At 64.1% G+C, this 5322-nt stretch carries 3 protein-coding genes and 4 pseudogenes; 6 read left to right on the plus strand and 1 reads right to left on the minus strand.

Annotated elements, in window-relative coordinates:
* From RHBS_RS29840 to RHBS_RS23960, 6 genes and pseudogenes are all read left to right on the plus strand, one after another.
* Positions 1 to 628, plus strand: a pseudogene (locus RHBS_RS29840) (hypothetical protein); the annotation flags it as partial.
* Between the two features lie 736 nt (positions 629 to 1364).
* Positions 1365 to 1832 (plus strand): annotated as a pseudogene (locus RHBS_RS29260) (TSUP family transporter); the annotation flags it as partial.
* A gap of 77 nt (positions 1833 to 1909) precedes the next feature.
* Positions 1910 to 2179, plus strand: a pseudogene (locus RHBS_RS23945) (metal-sensitive transcriptional regulator).
* Between the two features lie 56 nt (positions 2180 to 2235).
* Entirely contained in the window at positions 2236 to 3597 is a 1362-nt protein-coding gene (locus RHBS_RS23950) for a rhodanese-like domain-containing protein (protein ID WP_094639403.1), read from the plus strand.
* A 73-nt stretch (positions 3598 to 3670) separates the two neighbouring features.
* Positions 3671 to 4093, plus strand: coding sequence for a DUF6153 family protein (locus tag RHBS_RS23955; RefSeq protein WP_027494146.1), 423 nt, complete (start codon positions 3671 to 3673; stop codon positions 4091 to 4093).
* A gap of 85 nt (positions 4094 to 4178) precedes the next feature.
* Entirely contained in the window at positions 4179 to 4823 is a 645-nt protein-coding gene (locus RHBS_RS23960; protein WP_008720034.1) for a DUF305 domain-containing protein, read from the plus strand.
* Positions 4824 to 4929: 106 nt separating this feature from the next.
* On the opposite strand, the pseudogene RHBS_RS23965 reads toward RHBS_RS23960, so the two are convergent.
* Positions 4930 to 5322 (minus strand): annotated as a pseudogene (locus tag RHBS_RS23965) (heavy metal translocating P-type ATPase); the annotation flags it as partial.

Raw genomic sequence — 5322 nt, forward strand, 5'->3', positions numbered from 1 at the left:
CGCCGGCCCAGGGGGCGGGCGCACCAACACCGTCGGCCGACAGATCGAATACCGCGCCACCTCCGTCCAAGCTGCCGGCCTGTGGCCGTGGTCGGTCGGTGCCGGAGCACCACTGATCGGGACCCCGATCGGGCAACACCTGCTCACCCGCGCCGCGGTCTGCTTCGACCTGCTCAACTGGTTCATCGAAGGTCTGATCACCGCACCGGTGGGCTTCGTGCTCGGACTCAACGGTTACGGCAAGTCCTCGTTCGTACGACGCGTGGTCCTGGGCGGTATCGCACAGAACGTCACCACCCTCGTCCTGGCCGACGTCAAGCCCGACTACCGCAAGGAAATCGAAGCCGTCGGAGGCCAGGTGATCGATCTCGCTACGGATACGGACGCATCAACCGCTCGCCGGTGGGGTCCTGGGATCGGTGATCCCCACCCTCTCGGCGTTCCCCGACCTGCAGCGCCGCATGCTCGCCGAGCTCCGCGGCCGCCAGGTCCAGGTCGTCTCGGGACTGATCGAACTCTCCCGCGGCGGCCAGGTGCAGGACTTCGAGGAAACCATCCTCGCGACCTCGCTGAACCTGCTCTACGGCGAGATGGGCTACACCCCCGATCGCCCGCCCCTACTCGGTGACCTGCTCGCCCTCGTCATCGACGGACACCCCGAACTGATCGCCGACGCCGGCGAAGACACCGTCGAGGAGTACCGACGCTCGACCAAACGCCTCCGGCAATCACTGCGCGGGCTGATCAAAGGACGGTTCGGTGAAGTGTTCAACGGACACACCACCACCGAAATCGACATCGACGCCGTCGCCATCTGCATCGATGTCTCGCACATCGCCGAAGGCGACACCAAACTCAAAGCGGCCGTGATGCTCGTGTGCTGGTCCGACGGCTTCGCCGCCATCGAAGCCGCACACGCCCTCGCCGACGCGGGCCTGGGACCGCAGCGCTACTTCCAGGCCATCATGGACGAGCTCTGGCAGGTCCTGGGACTGGGCGACTTCATGGTCGACCGCGTCAACGCCCTCACCCGCTTGAACCGAGCCATCGCCACCGCGCTGTGGATGATCACCCACACCATCACCGACCTCGAATCGCAGTCGACGACCGGATCGGCGAACAAAGCCCTGGGCTTCCTCGAACGCGCCCGCGTCAAGGTCATCGGCCCGATCCCGGAAAAAGAAGTCGAACGCCTGGCCGGCATCGTCAAGTTCACGGCCACCGAATCCGACATGGTCAGCGGATGGTCCGCGCCGCCGCCCATGACCGGAGATCGCCGCAAACACGACGAGCCGATCGAGCCCCCATCCGGACTCGGCAAGTTCTTGATCAAGATCGGCGAGAGCGAACTGAGCCCCGGCATCCCGGTACAGCTGATCTTCTCCGCCGCCGAGATCGACGCCGGCATCCACGACGATGTCGGAACTGCCTGCAAAACAGGGAATTCCGGGATCGACTGGCGGCGGTGCGCACCACGGTCCATCCCGACCGGGTTCGGCGTCGGAGTCCTCACCGGACTGTTCGGCGTCGGCGGAGGATTCCTGATCATCCCCGCACTCGTGCTGCTGTTGGGAATCGAGATGAGTGTCGCCGTCGGAACATCGCTGGTGGTCATCGTCGCCAACTCCGCCGCCGGACTGATCGCTCAGGCCGACGGGCTCGGCGGGAACTGGCCGCTGACAGCCGCGTTCGCCGGTGCGGCGATCGCAGGCTCGCTGGTCGCCGGGCGACTGAGCACACGCATCGACACCGACAAGCTGCGCACGTGGTTCGCCTACCTGGTGTTCGCCGTCGCAGGCTACGTACTTGTCGACACACTCTTTCTTTCATGACCGGACGCACACACCGACCCGATGCCCCCAGGGGTAATCTGGAACGACTACCACCCTCACACCATCAGGAGATCGCAATGGTCGGCGACGAAGACAGCATCGCATTGGTACTCAACCGTCTGCGCCGCGCACACGGCCAGCTCGCCGGAGTGATCGGCATGATCGAGAACGGACGCGACTGCAAAGACGTCGTCACCTAACTCGCCGCAGTGTCCCGCGCCCTCGACAAAGCCGGCTTCAAGATCGTCGCCACCGGCCTCCGCGAATGCATGACCGGCGAGACCGCCGACAACAAAGAACCCATGACCGAAGCGGAACTGGAAAAACTCTTCCTCGCACTGGCCTGAACGACACATTTCACGTCAGAAACGAGGCCGACCCGACAACACCGTAGGAGTACCCCATGAGCACGACCGATCCAGATATCGCCATCATCGAAACCTCGAGCCTGGGCGACCGCAGTTACCTGGTCAGCCACGACGGCATCGCCGTTGTGATCGATCCCCAACGTGACATCGACCGCGTCCTGGCATTGGCAGCGGAGAAGAACGCCACCATCACCCACGTACTCGAAACCCACATCCACAACGACTACGTCACCGGCGGCCTCGAACTCGCACGCGCCACCGGAGCCGAATACGTTGTGCCCGAGGGTGACCCGGTCGAATTCGAGCGACGGGCAGTGGGGGACGGCGATGTCGTCGACGCGGGATCGGCGACGTTTCAGGTCATGCACACCCCGGGCCATACACATCATCACGTCAGCTACGTACTGCAACTCGGAGACGAACCGATCGCGATCTTCACCGGCGGCTCGATGCTCTACGGATCCACCGGCCGCACCGACCTACTCGGCTCCGAACACACCGACGAGCTCACCCATGCCCAGTTCCACTCGGTCCGTCGAATCGCCGCCGAACTCCCCGCCGACGTCGAGGTCTACCCCACCCACGGATTCGGTAGCTTCTGCTCCGCGACCCCCACCAGCGGCGACTCGTCGACCATCGGTGAACAGCAACAGTCCAATCCCGCGCTGACCCAGGACGAACAAACCTACGTCGACGAGTTGATCGCAGGACTGTCGGCCTACCCCGCGTACTACGCCCACATGGGCGTCATCAACACCGAAGGCCCCGCACCGATCGACCTGTCCACCCCAGAACCCGTCGACCCCGACGAACTACGCCGCCGCATCGACGACGGACAATGGGTCGTCGACCTCCGCGCACGCACCGCCTTCGCTGCCGGACATCTCGACGGTTCCCTCGGCTTCGAGCTGTCGACGACATTCGTCACCTACCTCGGCTGGCTCTACCAGTGGGGTGCGCCGCTGACCTTGATCGGCGACACATCCGATCAAATCGACGAGGCCACAAGGGAGTTGGCACGTATCGGCATCGACCACCCCTCCGGCTCCGCTGTCGGAGAGATTCATTCGCTCGCCAGCGACGGGCGCGTACGGTCCTACGAAGTGTCCGACTTCGCCGGACTCGCCGCAGAGGACTCGGACATTGCAGTGCTCGACACCCGTCAACAGTCCGAATACGCGGACGGCCACATCCCCGGTGCGATCAACATTCCCCTCCACGAACTGCCGCACCGACTCGCAGAAGTTCCCGACGGCAAAGTGTGGGTGCACTGCGCCTCCGGCTATCGCGCCTCGATCGCGGCCTCACTACTCGACCGGGAACATCGCAGCGTGGTGCTCATCGACGACGACTACAACCGCGCAACAGATCTCGGACTCGACACCTCGAAGACATGACGAAATGCTTCGACGACCGAACGCGACGAGACAGGCGTACCCCCAGGGGGTATATGTTGGTATCATCGGCCGCATGCACTCAGTGAATCGGCACGGTCGACGGGGCACAGCTCCGACGGCAGCTTTACTGATTGCACTGACGGTGTTCGGTGTCCTGTTGATGCATTCGGTGACACCGATGTCGATGCCCGTGACCGGCTCGATGTCCACATCGATGAGCGGCGGCCATGCCTCGTTCGCAGCACCGTCCCACACGGACGCCACGGTTCCGGTGATGACCGGGGAACATGACTGCCCGTCGGGGCACCAGATGATGCATCCCTGCGTCGGCACGACGGTGTCGTGGCCCGCGCTGACGGTCCCGGCGATGAGCGCAGCCCTCGACCTGGCGCCGACATCGGTGAACCGGATCATTGGACGGGCCGACTCCACGCTTGAGCGTGCGCCGCCGTGGACGTTATGGGAGTTGGACAGATCGGTGACCTTGCGAGTGTGACAGGGAGCCCGGCAGACGCGTGTCTGTCGGCGGATCGAACGACATCCAATTCTCTGCACTACCCACTCTTGCAAGGAGTTTCCTCATGCGTACCAAAGTCATTGCCTCGATCGCTGCTGCCGCCGCGAGCGCGTTCCTCGTCGTCGGCTGTAGCGACAACGCGGCCGATTCGTCGATGGACGGCCATGCGATGGGATCGATGTCCTCGGCACCGATGTCCTCGGCCCAAGCAAGCGCGTCCGCAGAGTTCAACGATGCCGACGTGATGTTCGCGCAGATGATGTACCCGCATCACGCCCAAGCAGTCGAGATGGCCGACATGGCGAACGGCCGCACCGACAACCCGGAGGTGCTGTCGCTGGCATCGGCGATCGCCGCCGCGCAACAGCCCGAGATGGACCAGATGACCACCTGGCTCACCGAGTGGGGCCAGCCCATGCCCGACATGGACAGGGGTGACATGGGTGACATGGGTGACATGGGCGGGATGGACCACAGCTCCGGCAGCGGCATGATGACCGCTCAGGACATGGACGCGTTGATGGCAGCGTCGGGACCGGAATTCGACCGCCAGTGGTTGACGATGATGATCGCCCACCACACCGGCGCCATCGAGATGGCCAACACCGAAATCGCAGACGGTTCCAATCCTGACGCCCTGGAGATGGCCCGCACCATCGTCGCCACCCAGCAGCAGGAAATCGACACCATGCAGCGGCTGCTCGGCTGACCCGGCCCGCTATAGACAACGATGGCCGCATCCTCTCCGGCGGAGAAGGTGCGGCCATCAACGTTCCACAATTGTCAGGGCTGCGTTCCCGGTACGAGATCAGCTCTCACAGTGACGGTGTGCGCTGCGACGGAGGGTTGGAACTCCCCTCGTTCACCGCTCCGGTGATGGTGTCGGGTGTGAGGTCGAGTCGACGCAGTAATTGTGCGTTCGCAGCGACGATGATCGTCGACAGCGACATCAGGATCGCGCCGATCGACATCGGCAGCACGAACCCGACCGGCGCGAGCACTCCTGCCGCGAGCGGAACCGAGATGAGGTTGTATCCCGCTGCCCACCAGAGGTTTTGCTTCATCTTTCGGTACGAGGCGCGCGAGAGTTCGATCACCGACAACACCGACCTCGGGTCGTCGCTGGCGAGGATCACTCCGGCCGATGCGATTGCGACGTCGGTGCCGGCCCCGATCGCGATACCGACATCGGCCTGCGCCAGAGCCGG

Origin of the sequence: Rhodococcus sp. BS-15, assembly GCF_000813105.1 — a bacterium.
Classification (GTDB): Bacteria; Actinomycetota; Actinomycetes; order Mycobacteriales; family Mycobacteriaceae; genus Rhodococcoides.

Bases quoted from the DNA above. Each gene is read 5' to 3' on its own strand.
- RHBS_RS23950 (WP_094639403.1), top strand. From the start codon at position 2,236: ATGAGCACGACCGATCCAGATATCGCCATCATCGAAACCTCGAGCCTG.
- RHBS_RS23955 (WP_027494146.1), top strand. From the start codon at position 3,671: ATGCACTCAGTGAATCGGCACGGTCGACGGGGCACAGCTCCGACGGCA.
- RHBS_RS23960 (WP_008720034.1), top strand. From the start codon at position 4,179: ATGCGTACCAAAGTCATTGCCTCGATCGCTGCTGCCGCCGCGAGCGCG.